Source organism: Salinisphaera sp. SWV1 (assembly GCF_052044155.1).
Taxonomy (GTDB): Bacteria; Pseudomonadota; Gammaproteobacteria; order Nevskiales; family Salinisphaeraceae; genus Salinisphaera.
The window spans coordinates 1-17,977 of the sequence record NZ_JBQDYE010000005.1; the positions used below are offsets into that span (position 1 = coordinate 1).

Below are 17,977 nucleotides of genomic sequence, written 5' to 3' on the forward strand. Positions count from 1 at the left end.
GCCCGCGGAGACCAGCACTTCGATGACTTCGACCGAGTCGAAATCGCCGATATCCGGGACCTTGATTTCCTGCGCCGCCATAAAGCGTTTCCTTGGCTGGACGAGTCGGATGTTTCATGTGAAACATCCGGTCGTCTTGTCTCGGTTGGTTCTTTCTACCCCTCGCGATACGCGCGGATCAATGCGTCAGCGGTTCCGGCTTTTCCGGATCGATACCGTACTTGTTGATGGCGTCGGCCACGACCTTGCGTTCCACCTTACCTTCGTCAGCCAGCGCCTTCAGCGCGCAGACCGTGATCCAGCGACGATCGACCTCGAAGAATTCGCGCAGCGCCTCGCGCGTATCCGAGCGGCCGAAGCCGTCGGTGCCGAGGGTGTGATAAGCCACCGGCATGTACGGCCGGATCATCTCCGGCAGGGCACGGACATAGTCGGTGGCCGCGATCGCCGGGCCCTTGGCGTCGGCGAACTTGCGGGCCACGAAGCTCTGCTTCGGCTCCTGTTCCGGATGCAGCATGTTCCAGCGCTCGACCGAGGCGCCTTCGCGCTTGAGCTCGGGGAAGCTCGGCGCGCTCCACACGGTGGCGCCGACGTCGTATTCCTCTTCCAGCATTTCGGCGGCGGCGATCGCTTCCCGAAGAATGGTGCCGCAGCCCAGCAGGTTGACCTGCTTGTCCTTGTCGGTGCCCGACTCGGAGAATTTGTACATGCCGGCGATGATGTCGTCTTCCACGCCTTCCGGCATCGCCGGGTGGCTGTAGTTCTCGTTCATCATCGTCAGGTAGTAGTAGACGTCGCGGCCTTCTTCGTACATTTCCACCAGACCCCGGTGGATGATCACCGCCATCTCGTAGGAGAAGGTCGGGTCGTAGGATTTGGCGTTGGGTACGCACTCGAACATGACGTGCGAATGGCCGTCCTGATGCTGCAGGCCTTCGCCGTTGATGGTGGTGCGTCCGGCGGTGCCGGCCATCATGAAGCCGCGGGCGCGCATGTCGCCGGCGGCCCAGCAGAAGTCGCCGACGCGCTGGAAACCGAACATCGAATAGAAGGCATAGAACGGGATCATCGTCTTGCCGTGATTCGAGTACGACGTGGCCGCCGCCATCCAGGACGAGATCGCGCCCGCCTCGGTGATGCCTTCTTCGAGGATCTGGCCGTCCTTGGCTTCCTTGTAGAAGGCAAGCTGATCGGAGTCTTCCGGCGTGAACAGCTGGCCGACCGGCGAGTAGATGCCGAGCGAGCGGAACATGCCTTCCATGCCGAAGGTCCGCGCTTCGTCCGGAATGATCGGGACGACGCGGTCCTTGATGTTCTTGTCGCGGGTCAGGATCTGCAGGATGCGCGTAAAGACCATGGTGGTGGCCATCTCGCGATCGCCCGAGCCCTGGAGCAGCTTGTCGAAGGCAGACAATTCGGGAATCTGGAGCTTGTCGCCCTCGGTGCGACGCTGCGGCAGGTAGCCGCCGAGTTCCTTGCGGCGCGCGTGGAGATACTTGATCTCCTCGGAGTCGTCGTCGGGCTTGTAGAAGGGCGCATCGGCGATCTTGTCGTCCGAGATCGGGATCTCGAAACGATCGCGGAACTCCTTGAGCGCCTCCTCGGCCATCTTCTTCTGCTGATGGGTAATGTTCTGGCCTTCGCCAGCCTCGCCCATGCCGTAGCCCTTGACCGTCTTGGCCAGGATGACCGTCGGCTTGCCGTTGTCCTGGTTCACCGCCTGGTGGTAGGCAGCATAAACCTTGTGCGGATCGTGGCCACCGCGGTTGAGCCGGCCGATGTCTTCGTCGGACATGGAGGCGACCATTTTCTTGGTCTCCTCGTACTTGCCGAAGAACTCATCGCGTGTGTACTTGCCGCCGCGGGCCTTGTAGGCCTGGTATTCGCCGTCGACCGTGTTGTTCATCAGCTCGACGAGCTTGCCTTCGTGGTCCTGGGCCAGCAGGCCGTCCCAGAGCGAGCCCCACAGGACCTTGATGACGTTCCAGCCGGCACCGCGGAAGAACCCTTCCAGTTCGTCGACGATCTTGGAGTCGCCGCGCACGGGGCCGTCGAGGCGCTGCAGGTTGCAGTTGACCACAAAGATAAGGTTGTCGAGGTTCTCGCGCGCCGCCATGCCAATGGCGCCCTTGGACTCGGGTTCGTCCATCTCGCCGTCGCCGCAGAAACACCAGACATGGCGGCCTTCGGTCTTCTCGATGCCGCGATGCTCCATGTAACGCATGAAGCGCGCCTGGTAGATCGCATTGATGGGACCGATACCCATCGACACCGTGGCAAACTGCCAGTAGTCCGGCATGAGCCAGGCGTGCGGATAGCTCGACAGCCCCTTGCCGGTGGATTCGGCGCGGAAGTTGTAGAGCTGGTCTTCGGTCAGCCGGCCTTCCAGGTACGAGCGCGCGTAGAAGCCCGGCGCGGAATGGCCCTGGAAGAAGACCAGGTCGCCGCCGTGTTCTTCGCTCGGGGCGTGGAAGAAGTGGTTGAAGCCCACTTCATACAGCGTGGCCGCCGAGGCGAAGCTGGCGATGTGGCCGCCCACGCCGGCGTGGTGCCGGTTGGCCTGGACCACCATGGCCATCGCGTTCCAGCGGATGTAGGAACGGATCCGCCACTCGATGGCCGGGTCGCCGGGCGAGGCGGCCTCCATGTGCGGCGGGATGGTGTTCACATACGCCGTGTTCGGCGAATAGGGGATCTGGGCACCGGAGCGGCGGGAGCGCTCGATGAGCATCTCCAGCAGAAAATGCGCGCGCTCGGGGCCTTCGTATTCTATGACCGCGTCAAGCGCATCGCGCCATTCCGCAGATTCCTGGGGATCGACGTCGGAGCCGTCATCCACATGCTCGGGGTGGGCGCTCGCTTGAGCCATACCATGCTCCTTCGACAAAGCATTTAAGTGGGTCTGTTGCGAGCAAATATTACGCCCGCACTCGGAATAGCGACAACTAGCCGTGCCGGACCGGGCTTGGCATATTCAACGCTGTATTGAATATGTTGCATCGCACGATCCCATGAGCCTGACTCTCGCCGATACGGCCAACACACCGTTGAAACAGCCTTCGCGGCGCCATACGCAAGCGCATGTCGGGCGCCGGATCGGCGTGGAACTTGAATTAACCGGCCTGGCGATCGAGCGCATGGCGATGCGAATACAGGCCGTGCTTGGCGGTCGAATCGTACCGCATAGCGCGTATGAATACACCGTGGCCGACACCGCGTTCGGCGATTTCACGGCCGAACTGGACTATGCCTACCTCAAGGCGCGTGGCCGTCAGGACGCCGGCTCGGGCTTCTGGGACGAGATCGCGCAGCTGTCCGACGACCTGCTGGGCGCGGTGGCCAAGCACGTAGTGCCCATGGAGATCGTGGCGCCGCCGATCGCGCTCGACCGGGTACACGAACTGCATCCGCTGATTGCGGATCTGCGCGCGGCCGGCGCGCGCGGCACGAACGTATCCGCGATCTATGCCTTCGGCCTGCACTTCAATATCGAAGTGCCGGACACCGATGCGGCGACGCTGCTGGACTACATGCGCGCGTTCGTCGTCGCCTTCGACTGGCTCAAAGGGGTCAGCGAGATCGATATCAGTCGGCGCGTGTTTCCCTACATCCAGCCCTACGATCGCGCCTATGCCCGGCGCATCTGTGACGCGGACTATGCGCCGGACCTCGCCACGCTGATCGATGATTATCTGGCTGTCAACGCCAGCCGCAACCGGGCGCTGGACATGCTGCCGCTGTTCGCCTGGCTGGACGCCGAGCGCGTGGATGCGGTGATCGGCGACGCGCTGGTCAAGGCCCGGCCGACGCTGCACTATCGGCTGCCGAACTGCGAGATCGAAAAGCCCGGCTGGGATCTGCATCCGGCGTGGAACCACTGGTGGGTGATCGAGGAACTGGCGGCCGATCGCGAGCGGCTCGGCGCAGTGTGCGCCGACTACTGCGCGACCCTGGATGCGCCGCTCGGCGATCCCTTCGGTCGCTGGCGCGAACAGTTCGAGCGCACCCTGCCATGAGCCGGCCGCGGATCGCCGTAACCGGCAAGGCCAGGCGATGGGCGCCGGGCTGGTGGTGTGCGGGCCTTGCGATCGTGCTGGCGGGCGGCCGGCCGGTGCGCGCCACGCCGAACCGCCCCTGGCCGGCCCGGATCGATGGCATCGTGATCGGCGGCGGTGACGATATCGCGACCGACTGGTACGCCGCGGCTGTCGAGACCGATCGGGGCACGGATCGAGTGCGCGATGCGTTCGAGCTGGAGGCGATCCGGAACGCGCGCGCCGCGTATCGACCGATTCTCGGCATCTGCCGCGGCGCACAGCTGCTCAACGTCGCCGCCGGCGGCAGCCTGCACGCCGATATCACCGCACGGCGCCGGGCCACCTCGGCGCGGGTGAACCCGCTGCCCTGCAAGCCGATCGCGATTCGCTCGGCCAGCCGTCTGGCGCGGGTGCTGGGGGTCTCAAGCCTGCGTGTGAACGGCCTGCATCATCAGGCCGTGGCCCGCCTCGGCCAGGGGCTTTTGATTGCCGCGCGCGACGCCGACGGCTTCGTGCAAGCGATCGAGGATCGTGCCGGCGCCCCCGTTCTGGGTGTTCAGTGGCACCCGGAATATCTGATTTATCGCCGGGCTTCGCGGCGGCTGTTCACCGCCCTCGTTACGGCAGCGCGCCAACGGCGTTCATGAAAAAGGCGCTTCGCGGATTACGGGGCCATTGCGTCCTGCGGGTCCCGAGCGTTCCAGCAGCTGTAGATATGGGTCAGCAGTGCACTGGGCTGGCAACGCCGAACAGGCGCGCGGAAAGCCCCGCCCCGGGCGTCTTCGCCGACCTCCGGTTTCGCGCTGCAGCGCGAGTCACTTCTCTTGCTTGCTCAAGACAAGTAACCCAGAGAAGAGCACCCGGCCACGGAACCGGCGATGATGTGTGAAAAGACGGGCGAACCCGATCGGGAAGATCACGCGAATCAGCACGCCCACTCCAGGCGCACCGTATCGCTAACACAGCAATAATCACCGGCATAGCGAATGCAAAACCCAGCGACAGGCCGGCGCCCAAAGCGGGCCAGACCAACGACGAGCACGGCCATATCGGTTCAGGCGCGGCTCGCCGGGTCGACCACGGCCGCCCCGGATGGCTCGCTCATGCGGTTTCATAACATCGGCGGACCGGCTTGTTCCATGGCCCAAGCTCCCGTCATAACGGGTTTTTCGAGGCGGACGCGACGGTCGACGGCGGCAATCGCCGCTGCGCTCCTGGCGTTGTTTTCGGCGGCCGGGCATGCGGGCCCGCCGCCGATCGAGACGGCGCGGCCGCTGGCGCGACTGCCGCATGATCCCTCCGCCTTCACGGAAGGCCTGCTGATCAGCCGCGGGGCACTCTACGAGAGCACGGGCGATTACGGCCATTCAGAGGTCCGTCGCGTGGATCTGGCCAGTGGCCGGATTCTCGCCCGGCACGCGCTTCCCGATCGATATTTCGGCGAAGGCCTGGCCAGGTTCGACGACCGGCTGTATCAGCTGACCTGGAAGTCCGGCACCGGCTTCATCTACGACGCGGACACGCTTCGCCCGATCGGGCGGTTTCGCTACGCCGGCCAGGGCTGGGGGCTGACGCGCTGCGGCGGGCAACTGGTGATGAGCAACGGCTCTGCCATACTGCGGTTCGTCGACCCTTCGGATTTCAGCGTCCGGCGCCGCCTGCTCGTGACCGAGCACGGCCGGCCGGTCATGCATCTCAACGAACTGGAGACGATCGACGGGCTGATCTGGGCCAACGTCTGGCTTACTGACGATATCGTGCGCATCGACCCGGTCGACGGGCATGTGGTCGACCGGATCGACGCATCGGCGCTTGCCGACGCCATGCCGGACTCGGCGGACGTGCTCAACGGCATTGCCTACGACGCCGGCCCGGACCGCGTCTATATCACCGGCAAGTACTGGCCCGTGCTGTTCCGGATCGCCCGACCGCCGGCGCCGGAGGCAGCGGATCAGAATGCATCGGCACGGGCGCGCTGCCAGTCGCGCCGGTAGGCGTCGGGAATCCGGTCGTTGAGGAAATCGCCCGGGGCGACCGTCGGATGCATCTGCTCGTAGGTCTCGGCCGGACCGTATCCCGGCCGGTGATAAACATGGATCGGCGCGAGCTCTGCCGGCGATGCAACCCCTAGCGCCCCGGTAATGTCCATGAACGACTTGATCGTCGCATCATGGAAGTTGCGCACCTGCAGCGACTTGCCCATCACATCCAGCGCCTTCGCGCGGCGCGGATCCTGGGTGGCGACGCCGGTCGGACAGGTATCGGTATGGCAGCGCCGCGACTGGATGCAGCCGGTCGAGAACATGAAGCCGCGCGCCGCATTGCACATGTCGGCACCGAGCGCGAGCTTGACCACCATGTCGTAGCCCATGGCCACCTTGCCGCTGGCGATGACGACGATGTCGTCGCGCAAGCCGATGCCGCGCAGGCAATTGTTCACAATCGGCAGCGCCTCGTTGATGTAGGTGCCGATGAAGTCCTCGAACTCGGTGGGCGCCGCGCCGGTCCCGCCCTCGGCGCCATCGACGGTGATGAAATCCGGCGTGATGCCGGTTTCGAGCATGGCCTTGCAGATGCCCATGAACTCGTGCTGATGACCCAGACACAGCTTGAAGCCCACCGGCTTGCCGTGGGTGAGCTCGCGCAGCGTCTGCATGAACTCGAGCAGGCCCCGGGGCGTGTCGAACTCGGGATGGGTGGCGGGCGACTGGCAGTCCTGGCCCTGCTCGATATCACGGACACGCGCGATCTCGGCGGTGACCTTCTTGCCCGGCAGCAAGCCGCCGTGAGCCGGCTTGGCGCCCTGCGAGATCTTGATCTCGATCATCTTGACCTGCTCGGTGTTCGCCTTCTCGGCGAACTCGTCGGCATTGAACGATCCGTCCTTGTGCCGGCAGCCGAAATAAGCCGAGGCGATCTCCCAGATCAGATCGCCCCCGTATTCGCGATGATAGTCACTGATCGCGCCCTCGCCGGTATCCTGGGCGAAATTGCCGAGCTTGGCGCCGCGGTTCATCGCGCCCACGGCGTTGCCCGACAGGGAACCAAAACTCATTGCCGAGATATTCAGGCGCGAGGAGCTGTAGGGCTGGGAACACTGGCTGTTGCCGATCGTGATACGCGCGTGCTCGTCGTCCAGCGTTTTGGGCGCCATCGAGTGCTGCGAGAACGAAAAGCCGGCATCCTCGAAGTCGCGCATGGTGCCGAAGGGCGAGGTATCGGGTTCGCCTCGCGCGCGCTTGTAGATGACTTCACGTTGCTCGCGATTGAATGGCCGTCCGCTGGTCTCGGATTCGAAGAAATACTGGCGCAGCTCGGGCCGCAGGAATTCCATCATGTAGCGCAGATGCCCGACGATCGGGAAATTGCGCAACACGTTGTGATCCGAGCGCAGATCCATGGCGCCGAGAATCGCCAGCGCCACCAGGATCGCCGCGATCCATAACCACGCCGGCGCGAAAATCGCGAGCACCGCGGTAACCGCTACGGTGAACAGCAGATAGATCAAATACAGAGCGCGGGGATGTCCTAGCATGGGCAAATAACGGCTGAGCTGAACGATTCACGCACTATGCACCCGCGCCGGGGGGCGCTAAAACCGTTTATTTACCGATGCAGAAGCTGGAGAAGATTTCGCCGAGCAGATCGTCGCTGCTGACCTGGCCGGTGATTTCGCCCAGCGCCGCCTGGGCCAGACGAAGCTCTTCGGCCAGCAAATCGCCCGCCACATCAACCACCAGCCGCTCGCGACCCACAGCCAGAGCCGCGGCGGCACGATCGAGCGCGGCCAGATGCCGGCGCCGGGCCACGAACGCCGGCTCGGCATCGCCTTCGATGCCGACCAGCGACTTCAGATGCGCCGCCAGCGCGTCGAAACCACGGCCATCGATCGCCGCCACGCGCACGCCCGCGCGATCGGCGATGTTCGCCGCCCCGGCCGGCGCGCCCGAACGATCTATCTTGTTGGCCACCACGGTCACGCCCATCTCGGCCGGGATCTCGTCGAGCAAGGCACGATCGGCGAGCGTCAGCCCGGCCTGATCGTCGATCACCAGCAGCACGCGATCCGCAGCCGCGATTTCCGCCCGCGCCCGGCGCACGCCCTCGGCCTCGACCGGATCGTCGGTCTCGCGCAGGCCGGCGGTGTCGACCAGGGTCAGCGGCAGGCCGTCGATCGAAAGCTGCTCGTGCAGCACGTCGCGCGTGGTGCCGGCGATTTCGGTCACGATGGCGGTTTCGCGCCGGGCGAGCCGGTTGAGCAGGCTCGACTTGCCCACGTTCGGCCGGCCGAGGATGACCAACCGCAACCCGTCGCGAAATCCCGCGCCCTGAACCGCCCGGGCGCGCAGGGCCGCGAGGTCGTCGGTGATCGCGGCCAGCCAGCGTTCGATCGCGCCGTCGCCGAGAAAATCGACGTCGTCCTCGTCCGGGAAGTCGATGGCCGCCTCGGTATAGACCCGCAGCCGGATGAGCGCCTCGACCAACGCCTCGATCTCGCGGGCGAAAGCGCCCTCCAGCGAACGAATCGCCGCGCGCGCCGAGACCCGGCTGCCGGCGGCGATGGCGTCCGCGATCGCCTCGGCCTGATCCAGGCTGAGCTTGTCGTTGAGAAAGGCGCGCTGGGAGAACTCGCCCGGGCCGGCGAGCCGCGCGCCCAGCGCCACCAGCCGGGCCAGCAATTCATCGACCAGAACCGGGCTGCCGTGGCCCTGCAGCTCGAGCACGTGTTCGCCGGTGAACGAGGCCGGAGCGGCGAAATACAGCGCCACGCCCTGATCAATGGTTTGTCCGGCGGCGTCCGTGAACCGCGCCAGAACGGCCCGGCGCGCTTCCGGCAGCCGGCCGATCAGGCAACGCGCGATTCGTGGCACATCGGGCCCGGAGACCCGCACCACCGCCACGCCGGCCTGGCCGACGGCGCTCGCCAGCGCGGCGATGGTGTCGTTGGTTGCGGCGCCGTTCATCTAGGGCGTGCGGCGACTCACGCCTTGCCGGGCACGATTCGCGGACGCCAACGCGATGCTCGCCCGAAACCTCAACACGCCCCAGACCCCGCGGTCAGCTCTTGCTGGGCGCGTCCCGATGCAGGCCCTCGGTATCCAGCTTGCGGTAGATGTACCACTGCTGAGCGATGGTCAGCAGGCTGTTGGTGCACCAGTACAGCACCAGGCCGGCCGGGAAGAAGCAGAAGAACACCGCCATGCCGATGGGCATGATCTGCATGATCCGCTGCTGCATCGGGTCCATCGCCACATTGGCGTTGAGCTTCTGCTGCGCGAACATCACCAGGCCGAAGATGATCGGCAGGATGAAGTAGGGGTCCGGCGCCGACAGATCGTGGATCCACAGCACGAACGGCGCGTGGCGCAGTTCCACCGACTCGCGCAGCACCCAGTACAGCGAGATGAACACCGGCATCTGCACCAGCAGCGGCCAACAGCCGGCCATCGGATTGAAGCCCTCTTTCTTGTAGAGCTCCATCATCCGTTTCTGCAGTTCCTGCTTGTCGTCGCCGTACTGCTCCTTGAGCTTTTGCATGCGCGGCTGGAACTTGCGCATGCGCGCCATGCCGCGGAACTGGATCTCGGAAAGCTTGTAGAACAGCGCCTTGATCAGGAAGGTCAACAGGATGATGGCTACGCCCCAGTTGCCGACGATCGAGTGCAGGTGATCCAGCACCCAGAAGATCGGACGCGCCAGCACCGAGAACCAGCCGTAGTCCACCGTCAGGCCCAGGCCGGGCGCGACTGCGTCGAGCTGGTCCTGGTATTTCGGGCCGACGAACAGCGTGGACTTGAACTCGCTCGCGCTGTGCGGCGCGACGCTGCGCTGCTGGCCAACGAAACCGGCGGCGTAACCACCGGAGGCGCCCTGCACGGACTTGGGCCGGGCAAACAGGCGAACCTTGGCATCGGACGGCGGAATGACCGCGCCGATGAAGTAGTGCTGAACCATCGCGATCCAGCCGCCCTGCTGATGCAGTGACAGCTTGTTCGATGCCAGATCGCCGCGGCCGCGCTGCTGGTAGGCAAAGTCGTTGCCGCTCTTGTGCTGATACCAGCCGACCCCGAAGAAGGCGTGCGAGAACGGCACGTCACCGGTGTTTTCATGCGGCGCGCGCCAGTAGCGCACGTACTGCGACAACTGCCAGGGCTTGGCCGACTTGTTCTCGACCTTGTGATCCAGCCCGATCTTGTAACTGCCGCGGTGGAAGACATAGATCTTGGTGACCTTGTGACCGTTATTGTCGGTCCAGGTCAGCGGCACGCGCAGCGTGTCCTGGCCCTTGGCCAGATGATATTCGTTCTTCGCCGATTGATAGGTCGTGTTGTGGTTCGGCGCGTCGCCGCCCTGCGAGATCAGCCCGCTCTGCTCGATGAAGAAATCCGGCAGCGAGTCGTTGATCAGACGCAGATTGGTATTCGGATGCTTGTCCGACAGCGGCACCCCCCGCAACGCCACCTGGCGCAGGTCGCCGCCGTGGGTATTGATGGTCACATCGAGCTTGTCGGTGACCACATGCACCTGCTGTCCGGAATCGGACACCGGGGTCGGCTCCGAACCCGGCGCGGCATGAGCAGGCCCCGGCGTGCCACTGCCGCCGTTGCTGGCCGTGCTCGAGCCCTGGCTGGACGGCGCACCGATATCCGGCACGTCGGCGCCATTATTGGCGTTGGCCCCGGTCTGCTGGCTGGTGTGTTGCGCGGTTTGGCCATGGCCGGCGGGCGCATAATCCGCCTGCCACGCCTGATACAAAAAGAAGCAGATGACGGCGGCCGCACACAGCAGCCCGAAGCGAATGTTGTCCATGCGAGGCGTGTATCCCTGACGTTGGCTCTATTGCGCGCTCCGCGCGAGCCGCTGCCAGATCCGGGTCAGCTGCGCGGTCAGCGATGCGTTGTCGATGGTCGCCGTGCGACTGCGGGCGAGCACGACAATATCAGTCGCCGGCAGATCGGGGCGCACATGACGGAAAGACTCGCGGACGACCCGTTTGACGCGATTGCGATCCACGGCACGGCGGATGCGCCGCTTGGCGAGTGCCAGCCCGAGCCGGGCATGCGCTTCGCCATTGTTTGCGGCGATCACCACGAAGCCGTCGCAGACGAACTTCTCGCCGCGCGCAAACACGGCCGTGTACTGCGACGGTCGAAGCAGGCGCAGCGCGCGGGGAAACGTCGCCTGCCGCGCGTCCACGAGTTACGGCGTCAGGCGCTTGCGCCCCTTGGCACGACGAGCGGCCAGAACGCGACGGCCGTTTTTGGTCGCCATACGGGCACGAAAACCGTGCGTACGCTTGCGACGCAGATTGCTGGGTTGAAAGGTGCGTTTCATAACGGACTCGGCTCGCGCCTGCGTCGGCGCATTGCAAGGAAAAGAGCGCGGGATTCTAGTCCCGTCCGCGCTCGCTTGCAAGGTGGCATAACACTGTGGATAAGTTGTGGTCAGTGGGTTATCTTGTCGGGCCGTCGAGCTCGGCGGGTTACGCCGTGTTTTGCCGCAATGGAGCGATCGAGTTGGCGAATACCCTCTGGCAGCGTTGTCTGAGCCACATCGAGACGCGACTTCCCGAAAAAGACGTCAATCTCTGGCTGCGCCCGCTCGAGGCTCATTTCGGCGATGACGGACTGGACCTCATGGCGCCCAATGAGGTCGTGCGGGATCAGGTCGAGCGCGAGCTGCGGGCCCCCATCGCCAATGCACTGAGCGAGCTTGGAGAGCAACCGCGCCGGATCCGGGTTCTGGTGGGCGGCGGCCGACGCAGCCACGCGGCGGAGGTCGATGAAGCGCCGACCCTGACCGATACCAAACGCCATAATCTCGATCCACGCTATACCTTCGAGTCGTTCGTTCAGGGCAAATCCAACCAGATCGCCCGGGCCGCGGCCGAACAGGCCGCCGAGCCGGAGAACATGGCCTACAACCCGCTGCTGATCTACGGCGGCGTGGGCTTGGGCAAGACGCACCTGATGCAGAGCGTCGGTCATCGGCTGCTGGCCAACAACCCGCGGGCCCGGATCGCGTACGTCCGCTCCGAGCATTTCGTCAACGAAATGATCACGGCGATCCGCCATAACCGGATGGATCAGTTCAAGGAGCACTACCGCACGCTCGAGGCACTGCTGATCGACGATATCCAGTTCTTCGCGAACAAGGACCGGTCGCAGGAGGAGTTCTTCCACACGTTCAACTCCCTGCTCGAGGCGAACCAGCGCATCGTGATCACCTGCGACCGGTTCCCCAAGGAAGTCGAAGGACTCGAGGATCGACTCAAGTCACGCTTTTCCTGGGGGCTGTCGGTTGCCGTCGAACCGCCCGAACTCGAGACCCGCGTTGCCATCCTGCTGTCCAAGGCCGAGGCGCACAACGTGGAACTGCCGCAGGAGGTCGCGTTCTTCATCGCCAAGCGTGTGCGTTCGAACGTGCGCGACCTGGAAGGTGCCCTGCATCGATTGAAGGCATCCGCCCAGATCACCGGGGCGCCGATCAGCGTCGACTTCGCCAAACAGGCCCTCTACGACATGCTCGCAGTGTACGACCGTCTGGTCACGCTGGAGAACATACAGAAAACCGTCGCCGAGTACTTCAAGATCCGGCTCGCAGATCTGCTGGGCAAGAAACGCACGCGGTCTATCGCACGCCCTCGCCAGCTCGCCATGGCACTGGCCAAGGAGCTTACCAATCACAGCCTCCCGGAAATCGGGCAAGGCTTCGGCGGACGCGATCATACGACGGTGCTTCACGCCTGTCGCAAGGTCAAGGAACTGCGCGAAACCGATACCCGGATGGATGAAGACTACGTCAACCTCAGCCGGATTCTCACCAGTTAGCTGTGCATAAGTGGTGCATAACCGCAGCCTCGGTTCGATTCGAACCCTGGCGCGTCAAACCACACACAATGAATCCACAGGCCAGCCACAACTTCACCACGCTATTCGCAACAGCATTTGAATCAAATTAACGCGTTGAAATATAAAGAAAAATAGAGTTATCAACAGAAAATTGCTGCAACTGTTGTGACTACTACTAACTTTTCTTTAAGTGCTTAAGACAACAAGGCGGAGACCGTTCGGAGACCCCAGCCATGCAGTTCTCAGTCCAACGCAGAGATATTCTGTCCGCGCTACAGACCGTCATCGGTGTGGTAGAACGAAGACAGACCATGCCGATCCTGTCGAACGTCCTGATACAGGGCGACAACAACCAGCTCAAGATCACGGCGACCGATCTCGAGCTGGAACTGGTTACCCAGTGCCCGGCGGTGATCGAGGAACCCGGTAAACTCGCGGTGCCCGCCCGAAAGTTGCTCGACATCTGCCGAGGGCTGCCGGAAGAGGCTGAAATCACCTGCCGGCAGGAGGCCAATCAAACGCGTATCCAGTCGGGACGATCACGTTTCACATTGTCCAGCCTGTCGGCACAGGATTGGCCGCATCTCGATGAAGTCGAATCCGGCCAGGCCATCAACCTGCCGGAAAGCATGCTCAAGCAGTTATTGGATCGCACCCATTTCGCGATGGCTCACCAGGACGTTCGTTACTATCTCAACGGTCTCCTGTTGGCACTTCGTCACGACCATGTGCGCTGTGTCGCTACCGACGGGCATCGACTGGCGATGAGCGAATCGCCCATCGATCTCGATATCGAGGAGGTCCAACAGGCAATCGTTCCACGCAAGGCCATCACCGAGCTGGTTCGACTACTGGGCCACAGTGAAGCCGAAATCACCTTGTGGTTGTCGAACAAACATCTGCGCCTGCAGCTGCCGGGTCTCAACTTCACCACCAAGCTGATCGACGGCCGGTTCCCCGACTACGAACGCGTCATCCCGGATAACCCCGAGCGCGAGATGCTCGCGAATCGGGATACTATCCGCCAGGCGCTGTCGCGTACCGCGATTCTGTCGAACGAGAAATTCGGCGGCGTGCGCCTGTCTCTGTCACAACACACGCTGAAGTTGCAGGCACAGAACGTCGAACGCGAAGAAGCCGAAGACGAGATCGAAGTCAGCTACGATCACGAGCCCATGGAAATCGGCTTCAACGTAAGCTATTTACTGGATGCGCTCGGGGCCATGCAGGCCGATGAATTCCGGTTGTCGTTGTCCGGACCGGACAGCAGCGGGCTGTTGCAGGCGGTTGGCGACGACCGGAGCCGGTACGTTGTCATGCCGATGCGGTTGTAGCGAGCGCGGGACTACCGTGTGCGGCTAGAGTCGCTCCATATCGAGAACTTCCGTTGTATCGAGCGCTGCGATATCGATGTATCGCCGGGGATCAATTGCATCGTCGGCGATAATGCCTCGGGAAAGACAAGCTTTCTGGAAGCCATCTATATACTCGGCCGCGGCGAATCGTTCCGCCAAGCGCGGCTCGGCCAGGCGGTTCGACACGACAGCGAGGCGCTGACCGTTCGTACGCGTCTGACCGACAGGCAGGGCAGTCGTCATCGAATTGGTTGTCATGCCTCGCGCTCAATGCACCGGATCAAACTCGACGATCAGGCGGAGACACGTCGCTTCGACCTAATCAACGTTCTGCCGTTGCAGCACATCGATCCCAATCTGCATCGCCTGCTCGAGCATGGCCCCAAATACCGGCGACACTTCCTCGACTGGGGCGTGTTTCACGTGGAACACGCTTTTTTCCCGGCGTGGCGGCGATACCGTCGGGCGCTGAAGCAGCGCAATCGCGCATTGCGGGCGCGTCAGCCGAAACACCAGGTAGTCGCCTGGGACCCCGAGCTGGTGCAGCAAGGGGAAATCATCGATGCCTGTCGACGACAGTATCTTGAGCATGTCAAGCAGCGCCTCCCCGAGACCACACGCAACTTATTCGGAAACCAGGACATTACGTTCGCCTACCATCCGGGCTGGCGTGGTGATCGCAGCTTTGGCAATGCTCTCATCGATAGCCTGGAACAGGACCTGCGTGCCGGGTTCACGCAACAGGGGCCGCATCGTGCCGACATTCGCATATCGATTGCCGCCATGAATGCGCGCGACTGGGTATCGCGCGGACAACAGAAACTGTTGACAGCAGGACTGTTGCTGGCCCAGGCGGATATTCTTCAGTCGACGCGCGGTATTGAACCCGTGCTCCTGCTCGACGACATGGCGGCAGAGCTGGGGGCACGCTATCGCGACGCCTTGGCCGCCGAAGTCGCGCGATTAGGCGTCCAATGTTTTGTCACATTCCTCAGTGCCGAGCTGATTCCGGAGACATTGCGACCCGCGCGAATGTTTCACGTGGAACACGGACACATCATGCCGCCGCCAGCATGACAGGCGTGCTAAAATCAAGTGTTTATTTCTAACCCTCGGGTTGATTCGATGGCTGATTCCAACGGCGATTACAACTCCAGCAGTATCAAGGTCCTGAAGGGGCTCGAAGCTGTGCGCAAACGTCCGGGCATGTACATCGGCGACACCGATGACGGCACCGGACTGCATCATATGGTGTTCGAAGTCGTCGACAATGCCATTGACGAGGCCCTCGCCGGCTACTGCAAGGAAATTCTGGTCACCATTCACCGGGACCAGAGCATTACGGTATCCGATGATGGACGCGGTATTCCCGTCGATATGCACGAGGGCGAGGGCAAGCCGGCCGCCGAAGTCATCATGACGGTACTGCACGCCGGTGGGAAGTTCGACGCGAATTCCTACAAGGTGTCAGGCGGTCTTCACGGTGTCGGCGTATCGGTGGTGAACGCGCTGTCGGACCAGCTCGAGCTCAATATCCACCGCGACGGGCATCGATATCGCCAGACTTACAGCATGGGCGAACCCATGGACGAGCTCGCAGCGCTCGGCGAGACCGATACCACCGGCACGTCGATCCATTTCCACCCGAGCCCGGAGGTGTTCACGAATATCACCTTCAACTACGACATTCTGGCCAAGCGGCTGCGGGAACTGTCGTTCCTGAACTCGGGTGTTCGCATCCGCCTGGTCGAGGAGGCCAGCGAACGCGATGTCGTATTCGAATATGAAGGTGGCATCCGCGCTTTCGTTCAAAACCTCAACGAGAACAAGACGCAGCTTCACGATACCGTGTTCTACTTCAGCACCGAGCGCGACGATATCGTGGTCGAAGTCGCGATGCAGTGGAACGACTCTTATCAGGAGAGCGTGTTCTGCTATACGAACAATATTCCCCAACGCGACGGCGGCACGCATCTCGCCGGCTTTCGTGGCGCGCTGACCCGTAGCCTCAATGGTTACATCGAGTCCGCCGGGCTGGCCAAGAAGGAAAAGGTTTCACCAACGGGCGATGACGCCCGCGAGGGGCTCACGGCGGTTATTTCGGTGAAGGTGCCCGATCCGAAGTTTTCCTCGCAAACGAAGGAAAAGCTGGTGTCGTCCGAGGTGCGGGCAGCGGTGGAATCATCGGTCAGCGAGCAGCTCAGTGACTTCCTTCTGGAGAATCCACGCGAAGCCAAGCTGATCGCGGCGAAGGTGGTCGATGCCGCCCGCGCGCGCGATGCCGCCCGCCGCGCGCGCGACATGACGCGCCGCAAGGGCGCTCTGGACATCGCCGGCCTGCCCGGGAAGCTGGCGGATTGCCAGGAGAAAGACCCCGCGGCATCCGAATTATTCCTGGTCGAGGGCGATTCGGCCGGCGGCTCGGCCAAACAGGGGCGGGATCGCCACAATCAGGCCATTCTGCCGCTCAAGGGCAAGATCCTGAACGTGGAAAAGGCGCGTTTCGACAAGATGCTGTCCTCGGCGGAAGTCGGCACGCTGATTACCGCGCTGGGCTGCGGCATCGGGCGTGACGAATACGACCCGAGCAAGCTGCGCTACCACCGCATCATCATCATGACCGATGCGGACGTCGACGGCTCGCATATTCGCACCTTGCTGCTGACGTTCTTCTACCGACAGATGTTCGAACTGATCGAGGCGGGCTATATCTATATCGCCCAGCCGCCGCTGTACAAGGTGAAGTCGGGCAAGCAGGAGTACTACGTCAAGGACGACAAGGAATTGTCGAATTATCTGCTGCGCCTGGCGCTCAACAAGGCCGAGTTCCGCGTGAGTGCGGACGCGCCGCCGATCGCCGAGGACGCACTGTCCGATCTGGCGCACCGTTACACCCGCATGCTGGAAGACATCGATCGGCTGACGCGCCGCTACGACCCGGCCACGCTCACGGAAATGACTTATCTGGAGCCCGTCACGCCGACGCTGTTCGCCGATGCGGCCTGGATGCAGGGCTGGGCGGATGCGCTCCAGGCGCGGCTCAACGCGCGCGGCGAGCCGCGGCATCGCTACGAGGTGCGGATTCAGCCAGCCGACGACGAACATCCCCTGCATCTGCAGGTCACGCGTTACAGCCATGGTATTCCGCATATTTTCGTCTGGCACGAGGACTTCTTTACCAGCCCGGAATACAAGCGGATCTCGGCACTCGGCCAGGAGCTGCTGCAGTTGCTGGGCGAAGGCGCCTATGTCACGCGCGGCGAACGCGAACAGACGGTGTCGACTTTCGACGAGGCCTATCGCTGGCTGCTGGAACAGGCCAAGCGGGGCCTGAACGTCCAGCGCTACAAGGGGCTCGGGGAGATGAACCCGGACCAGCTCTGGGAAACCACGATGGACCCGAACAGCCGGCGCCTGATGCAGGTCAAGATCGACGACGCCGTTGGCGCGGATCAGATCTTCACCACCCTGATGGGCGACCACGTGGAACCGCGGCGTGAGTTCATCGAACGCAACGCGCTGATGGTTTCGAACCTGGACGTCTGATACGCGGTGCTCGCTGCAGGGGGGGGGCTGTCCGCATTGAAAGCCCTCAGCTGCCGCTGAGGGCTTTTTTCATGGGCGGTGCCACCATGGGGGGCGAGCGGCTTGCCCGGCGGCGCGCGCGGGCCATGGCGCCTGTAGGCGGCGAATGCCGTCAGCTCCGGCCAGCACCGGTCACGCGCACTGGCGC

General features: G+C 63.3%; 13 protein-coding genes. 7 read left to right on the forward strand and 6 right to left on the reverse strand.

Translation table 11 applies throughout. From position 1 onward, the window contains the following. Nucleotides 1–178 precede the first annotated feature (178 nt). Entirely contained in the window at nt 179–2,869 is a 2,691-nt protein-coding gene (aceE, locus tag ACS8YF_RS03460; RefSeq protein WP_440848827.1) for a pyruvate dehydrogenase (acetyl-transferring), homodimeric type, read from the reverse strand. 142 nt (nt 2,870–3,011) lie between these two features. Here aceE and ACS8YF_RS03465 point away from each other — a divergent pair, with 142 nt between their 5' ends. From ACS8YF_RS03465 to ACS8YF_RS03475, 3 genes are all read left to right on the forward strand, one after another. Then, a complete protein-coding gene (locus ACS8YF_RS03465; protein ID WP_440848828.1) occupies nt 3,012–4,016 on the forward strand; it encodes an amidoligase family protein in 1,005 nt (334 codons plus the stop codon). Then, nucleotides 4,013–4,684 carry a gamma-glutamyl-gamma-aminobutyrate hydrolase family protein gene (locus tag ACS8YF_RS03470; RefSeq protein ID WP_440848829.1) on the forward strand — a complete coding sequence of 224 codons (672 nt, stop codon included), beginning with the start codon at nt 4,013–4,015 and terminating at the stop codon, nt 4,682–4,684. The genes ACS8YF_RS03465 and ACS8YF_RS03470 overlap by 4 nt, the downstream gene beginning before the upstream one ends. Before the next feature lie 492 nt (nt 4,685–5,176). Beyond that, nucleotides 5,177–6,031: a glutaminyl-peptide cyclotransferase gene (locus ACS8YF_RS03475; RefSeq protein ID WP_440848830.1), complete on the forward strand. Its 855-nt coding sequence runs from the start codon at nt 5,177–5,179 to the stop codon at nt 6,029–6,031. On the opposite strand, the gene ACS8YF_RS03480 is transcribed toward ACS8YF_RS03475, so the two are convergent. From ACS8YF_RS03480 to rpmH, 5 genes are all read right to left on the reverse strand, one after another. Beyond that, nucleotides 5,989–7,572 carry an FMN-binding glutamate synthase family protein gene (locus ACS8YF_RS03480; protein WP_440848831.1) on the reverse strand — a complete coding sequence of 528 codons (1,584 nt, stop codon included), beginning with the start codon at nt 7,570–7,572 and terminating at the stop codon, nt 5,989–5,991. The genes ACS8YF_RS03475 and ACS8YF_RS03480 overlap by 43 nt on opposite strands. Before the next feature lie 67 nt (nt 7,573–7,639). Continuing rightward, nucleotides 7,640–9,001, reverse strand: a complete 1,362-nt coding sequence (gene mnmE / locus ACS8YF_RS03485) for a tRNA uridine-5-carboxymethylaminomethyl(34) synthesis GTPase MnmE (protein ID WP_440848832.1) — start codon at nt 8,999–9,001, stop codon at nt 7,640–7,642. Between the two features lie 94 nt (nt 9,002–9,095). After that, nucleotides 9,096–10,847 carry a membrane protein insertase YidC gene (yidC, locus tag ACS8YF_RS03490; protein ID WP_440848833.1) on the reverse strand — a complete coding sequence of 584 codons (1,752 nt, stop codon included), beginning with the start codon at nt 10,845–10,847 and terminating at the stop codon, nt 9,096–9,098. A 27-nt stretch (nt 10,848–10,874) separates the two neighbouring features. Beyond that, nucleotides 10,875–11,234 carry a ribonuclease P protein component gene (rnpA, locus tag ACS8YF_RS03495; RefSeq protein WP_440848834.1) on the reverse strand — a complete coding sequence of 120 codons (360 nt, stop codon included), beginning with the start codon at nt 11,232–11,234 and terminating at the stop codon, nt 10,875–10,877. A 3-nt stretch (nt 11,235–11,237) separates the two neighbouring features. Then, nucleotides 11,238–11,372: a 50S ribosomal protein L34 gene (gene rpmH / locus ACS8YF_RS03500; RefSeq protein WP_037337617.1), complete on the reverse strand. Its 135-nt coding sequence runs from the start codon at nt 11,370–11,372 to the stop codon at nt 11,238–11,240. Between the two features lie 176 nt (nt 11,373–11,548). Between rpmH and dnaA the strand changes: the two genes are divergently transcribed. From dnaA to gyrB, 4 genes are all read left to right on the forward strand, one after another. Next, a complete protein-coding gene (gene dnaA, locus ACS8YF_RS03505; protein WP_440848950.1) occupies nt 11,549–12,868 on the forward strand; it encodes a chromosomal replication initiator protein DnaA in 1,320 nt (439 codons plus the stop codon). Between the two features lie 254 nt (nt 12,869–13,122). Beyond that, entirely contained in the window at nt 13,123–14,223 is a 1,101-nt protein-coding gene (dnaN, locus tag ACS8YF_RS03510) for a DNA polymerase III subunit beta (protein WP_440848835.1), read from the forward strand. An 18-nt stretch (nt 14,224–14,241) separates the two neighbouring features. Then, the gene (gene recF, locus ACS8YF_RS03515) at nt 14,242–15,321 is read left to right on the forward strand and encodes a DNA replication/repair protein RecF (RefSeq protein WP_440848836.1); all 1,080 of its coding nucleotides are present in this window, start codon (nt 14,242–14,244) and stop codon (nt 15,319–15,321) included. A 48-nt stretch (nt 15,322–15,369) separates the two neighbouring features. Further along, entirely contained in the window at nt 15,370–17,790 is a 2,421-nt protein-coding gene (gene gyrB, locus ACS8YF_RS03520) for a DNA topoisomerase (ATP-hydrolyzing) subunit B (protein ID WP_440848837.1), read from the forward strand. The last annotated feature ends 187 nt before the right edge of the window (nt 17,791–17,977 follow it).